The sequence below is a fragment of the Magnetococcales bacterium genome (assembly GCA_015231175.1).
In the GTDB taxonomy this organism is placed as follows: Bacteria; Pseudomonadota; Magnetococcia; order Magnetococcales; family DC0425bin3; genus HA3dbin3.
The window spans coordinates 1-5,112 of record JADGBZ010000131.1; the positions used below are offsets into that span (position 1 = coordinate 1).

Consider the following 5,112-nt stretch of genomic DNA (forward strand, 5'->3'; position numbering starts at 1 on the left):
TGGCAATCACCATCACGGATTTTGTCATGTTTGAAGAGCTTTCCGAGATAGTCAACCGCTTTGTGCTGCGGGCCTCGGATAATCCGGAAATTTCACTGGATGATCTGGAGTTGGTTTTTGCCGAGTTGCCAAAATTTACCAAGGACGAGGATGCTTGCATCTGCGCAGTGGATAAATGGTTCTATTTTTTGCGGCATGCTGGTGATCTTGCGGCGGTGCCCAAGAGTCTGGAGGATGACCCGGCGATCAAAAAGGCGTTTGCCATAGCCAACAAGGCTGGATTGACCGCCGAAGAGTTGGAGAGTCAGGAGAGGAGGGAGATGTTCATTCAGGACCAGCGTGGGGTGGTTATCTTTGCGGAGCAGAAAGGTCGCCGGGAAGGCCGTCAGGAGGGCCGTCAGGAAGGTCGTCAGGAGGGTCTTCAGGAGGGCCGTCAGGAGGGCCGCCGGGAGGGTGAGTCTGCCGTTTTGCTGCGCATGTTGCGTCGTCGTTTCCCGGACCTTCCTGCGTGGGTCGAGGCGAAAATTTTTGCCGCCAGTCTTGACACTTTGGACGTATGGTTGGATCGGGCCATGGATGCCTACACACTGGATGATGTTTTTGGTGACGGGACGACCAACGCAAAGTGAAACACAGAGCGGTGACCATCATGATTGATTCCGGCCAGGCAGATCCCCTGCTCGTTCCACACCTTCCATAACGCCATAGATCGACGCCCGTGCGACCACCGACCGGGCCCACGCGGTATGGGTGGCGGGCTCACACATCACTTGTTCGACCGGGAACACAGCCGGGGCCCCGGGCTCCAGCACCCTGCTGGCCATGGCGAGGTCCATCGACGATACCCGATAGTGTTTCTCGATCCGGCTCACCTGTGAGGGGTGGATCGCCGTCTTGCCCACCAGTCCATGCTCCAGGTCGCGGAACACCTCTTCATCCAGGGTTTCCAGATCGCCGAACTCCTCGAACACGGGCGCGGTGAGGGAGAAGCCATCGGGGGTGAACGCCGTGGCAAGGGAGGCAATGACCGGACCGATGGCGCCGTCATAGATGGTTCGTCCCGGTCGGCGCCTTATCCCGAGCAGGTTCATCAGGTCGTTGCCGCCGATGCGCAGGGCCAGCACCCGCTCTCTGACCCCAGGGGTCAGGAGCGCCTGCCTGATCCCGGCGACCTCGGCGGGGTCGAACACCTCGCGGGTCTCCAGGATGGGCATGAGCAGGAACCGCTTGGGAATCAGCGCCACATGGGCGACCAGGCTCTCCCTGGTGGCTTTCGGTACCACGAAACCGGTAATGTGCCCCACCCCTTCCATCGTCAGGATGTTGGCGAGCACGGCGGTGTTCCTGGGGCGCACGAACACCAATGGTGCGTTGGCGCCAAGTTGCGGCAGGCATCTGCGGAGATTCTCCAGCGCGGTGTCCACCTGCCCCGGCAGGATGCTGTCCTCGGTGCAGAGGATCACCGACCTCAGGGCGGGCATGTTTTTGCCATTCGCCACCGCAGCCAGGTTGGGACAGGTGGCGGGGACGTAGAGGCTGGCACCCAGCGAAAGCGGCGAAAGGATCATGTCTCCTCCAATCTCTGGATGACCGCACAGGCCTTGTAAGGTAACTCCGGGTCCGTTATGGTTTCGATCCCCCGCTCTGCTGCCAGCCCCATCAGGTGTTTGATGTCCAAGGCTCCCGGATCCCTTACCAGCACCATCGCTGGCATGCGCCGCAGCATGGCTCGGGTCGCTTCGCCGATACCGGGTTTGATCCGGTTGCGGTCTTCGGTTCCCACCCGTGCCAGCATCTTCGCGAGGAACGCACCCGAGCGCCTGGCGGCCCGGCTGCGCTCCACCTTGCCCCAACGGGCGGGTTCGGCGGTGGCGAGACTGGCAGCGACATCCACCATCTGCCGGTCCACGTAATCCCGGCTCAGATCCATGCTGGCCAGGTGGTCGAGCACCACACAACCGTGAAATTCACCGGGACCGATCAGGGCGTTGTTCAGTACGGTTCGACTGACCAACCCGGATACCACCCCATTGAGGATCGCCGATGGGATCAGATAATCTTCGTCACCCGCCGCGAGGGCAGCCACCCCAGCGAGATCGGAGAGCACACACAACGGAGCGTCCCGCAACGCCGACAGGTCATGAGCGACGACCCTGGCCAGCTCATTGCCGATCGTTCCCTTGCCGGTCCAGCCATCCACGAAGACCACTTCCGCAGCGGGATGCACCGCCAGGATGGCCCGCATGGCCACCCGATCAATGCCCCGGTCGCGGATGATGGAGACCGAGTAGTGGAACGCCTTGCGCCCCAACAGGGCGAGCGCCCGCCGCAGCAGCACTCCCACCGGCGTGCCCGCCCGGGCGAGGCTGACCAGCACCACGTTCTCCCCCTCCCGGAGGGCGAGGGCTCTGGCCAGCCGGGCCACATCCCTGCCCACCCGTTCCCGGTTGAGTGCAAACGCCTCCCGGAACGCGGCCAGGTATGCTTGGGAAGGGGGCCGTTCCGGGGCAAGCATTTCGCTGTAGTGCCTCACCCCGCTCTGGATCGCCCTTTCCTTTTCGGCCACCTCCGTGAACGCCATGGTCACCGGTTTGAGCAGGAAGGTGACATCAACCGGCGCGTAGCTGCCACTGAATCCATCGGCCAGCCCCATCATGCCGTTGCTCCACATGGAGACATGGCGCCGTGGATCTGGGATCCCCCCGGGGTGATGATGTAGTCACACAGCGCCATGAAACCGAGATCCGTTAGGCTGTCGCCGACGCCGATGGTGAGTGGCTGGTCGGCGCCAGCATGCCGCTCCAGGAAGTAGGCAACCGCGTTGGCCTTGTTCAGAAAGGGGGGCAGCAGGGCCAGGTTGTTGCCGTTCAGATGGACGGTCCACTCCGCCGGGACCGCTGGGGCCATCACCCCGGCCAGCCGCGCCAGCTCCGCTGCGGAGCCGGTGTTGTGCTTCACCGATAGATAGAGCGACAACCCGGCGTCGCAAATGACCCGGTGGCGCACATCCACCTCGTGAGCGGCGGCATGCTCTGCCACCATCCTGTGCAATGCTTCCATTGGTGCAGCGGAGTCGGCGGCAGAGGCGGACATGCGCCGCTGCCACTCAAGGTCCAGAGCGTCACCCGGTCCCAGGATGACGCCGCCGAAGGAACAGATCGCCCACTCCCCCAGGGTTAGCACCACGCGCCGGAAGGCATCCAGGTTGCGCCCTGTGACGGGCACCACGGTGGCATCGCGGACGAGCCATGCGAGAAACGCGGCCTGCCGCTCACAGAGAAACGAATGGGGCCGCCCCTCCCGGTCCACAGCGGCAGGTTGGTCCGCTGCCGGGTTTTTGTGCTCCGACTGGAACAGGGTGTCATCCAGATCCACGAATACAAGACGCCGCATTTTACCTCGTTCCATGGTTGAAATAGATCGCTTCGGCGCCGAGGGTGGCGATGAGTTGATTCTGAGCAGTCTCTGGAGGCGTTTCGTAGCACACCAGCACCCGGTCGTACTGCCCGGGATGGACTGAATACAGGTAGTTCGGGATGCCGTCGGCGTAGGCATCCGGAAATGTCAACGTTCCCTGGATGGCGTTGCCTTCCAGGATCGGCGAGCGCGTGGTGGATTGCACCATGACATCCGCCCCCATCGTCGCCAGCCGTTCGGCCAGATGGAACGGCGGAAAGACGAATTCGCCGGTGCCGAGCACCAGGATCCGCTCCCCGGGCCGGGCGCTGATCCCCAGCACATGGTCCGGCAGCGGGCGGGGCTGACGGAGCCCAAGTCGGCCCCAATTGACAGGGAGCAGATGATCCTTGTGATCCCCATTGCCGGTGACATGCGGCATTTCCGGGGGCGGAACACTCGCCGGGAAGAACGAGTACCCACCTTCCAACAGGGAGACAAAATCGGTCTGGACCGGCATGGCGGTGCGCACATCCTGCCGACGCGATGCCCCCATCCAGTCGGTTATGGTGACGCACACGATTCGTGACAACCTGGGCATCTCCTCCCGCAAGGTCGTGGCGAGGGCGACAAAGGTGGCGCCGGTAGTGGCCTCGTCATCCACCAACACCAGGGTGCGGCTTGCAGTCAGCAACGCGGCGTCATCGGCGGATGCGGGTCGATGGAGCAGGTGGCCGGTGGCGTGGCTGTGAGTCTCCTCGAAGGCGGCCAGTATGGGGTGGGCGCCGATCCGGTAGCGGGTGGAGTGGATGAACAGCAGGTCGTCGCGGCCCGATGCCATTCGCCAAAGGTCATGCACACCATGCCCCAGCCCGACAGCCGTCTCTGCCATGCCGATCACCGTAGCCGGGCCGGTCACATCTGCGGGCAGTTTTTCCACCAACAGCCGACACACCAGCCGCATCACCGCCGGAGTTGCAGGTATATGCCTGCCAAGTACGCGGCTGACAAACAAGAATGGACGATTTGGATTTTTGCGGCTGGCGAAACCGCACAACTGGTCGAGTTCGAGCTTGTCAACCATGCCATGGACCCTCAACTCTCCTGTAGAGAGCTCAACCGCTCTTTCCATGGTTCTGCCTCGCACATGCACGGATATAAGATCGTTTTGCATCAAAGGGCCTTGACCATCGTTTCAGGCTGAAGCTAACCACATGATGCGGCATGGGACAAGAGTTTCGGTGGGGCTGATCACGTGACGCGGCATGGGAGGTGCTGACCGATGCCAGCGTTTTGTCGCTCTTGTCGACAGGTCAATTTTGTTGTCTGATCTCCGCGAGTGGCCGATGTGTTCTTGGTAACATGATGAAATGATAGGGATCATCAAAAAAAACGCGACCATTTTGATTTTTGTGTTGACGGCGTGCGGGGGATTCAGTATGATCCCTTTTTACCGGTTGGGGAGAAGAAAGTTTCTCCGGTCGGCAGGGGTCCAGGGCGTGTATTCGGAATGGATCCTGCACTCAGGGGTGATACCCTGGCAAGGCCTCACGACAGGCTTTGTTCGCTCTTTGAAAATCCAAGCATACATCAATGTGGGGCCAACCTGTTAGTTCTTGGTCTGTTTTGATAAGAATAGCGGGTTTGGTTTTGGTAGTTAGGAAGCCAAGCAACGCCAGGAATATCGATGGGAAACTGTCGGAGAGTTTGATCCTG

5 protein-coding genes and 1 rRNA gene (1 of these 6 only partly in view) are annotated in these 5,112 nt (G+C 61.5%); 2 read left to right on the forward strand and 4 right to left on the reverse strand.

Annotation, left to right across the window (positions count from 1 at the left end; all coding sequences use genetic code 11):
• A partial coding sequence (locus HQL63_15620) for a PD-(D/E)XK nuclease family transposase (protein MBF0178255.1) occupies positions 1 to 629 on the forward strand: 629 nt, incomplete at its 5' end.
• Positions 630 to 647: 18 nt separating this feature from the next.
• Here HQL63_15620 and HQL63_15625 read toward each other — a convergent pair.
• From HQL63_15625 to HQL63_15640, 4 genes are read right to left on the reverse strand one after another with little or no spacing between them, the layout of a single operon-like run.
• Complete coding sequence (locus HQL63_15625) at positions 648 to 1,568, reverse strand: HpcH/HpaI aldolase/citrate lyase family protein (protein MBF0178256.1); 921 nt, start codon at positions 1,566 to 1,568, stop codon at positions 648 to 650.
• Positions 1,565 to 2,656 (reverse strand): cysteine protease StiP family protein, encoded by a 1,092-nt coding sequence (locus tag HQL63_15630; protein ID MBF0178257.1) that lies wholly within the window; start codon positions 2,654 to 2,656, stop codon positions 1,565 to 1,567. Before HQL63_15630 ends, HQL63_15625 begins: the two co-directional genes overlap by 4 nt.
• Positions 2,653 to 3,393, reverse strand: coding sequence for a hypothetical protein (locus HQL63_15635; protein ID MBF0178258.1), 741 nt, complete (start codon positions 3,391 to 3,393; stop codon positions 2,653 to 2,655). Before HQL63_15635 ends, HQL63_15630 begins: the two co-directional genes overlap by 4 nt.
• A 1-nt stretch (position 3,394) precedes the next feature.
• Positions 3,395 to 4,528, reverse strand: a complete 1,134-nt coding sequence (locus HQL63_15640; GenBank protein MBF0178259.1) for a phosphoribosyltransferase family protein — start codon at positions 4,526 to 4,528, stop codon at positions 3,395 to 3,397.
• 563 nt (positions 4,529 to 5,091) lie between these two features.
• On the opposite strand from HQL63_15640, the gene HQL63_15645 reads away from it, so the two are divergent.
• A 16S ribosomal RNA gene (locus tag HQL63_15645) occupies positions 5,092 to 5,112 on the forward strand (its annotated part continues 265 nt past the right edge of the window); the annotation flags it as partial.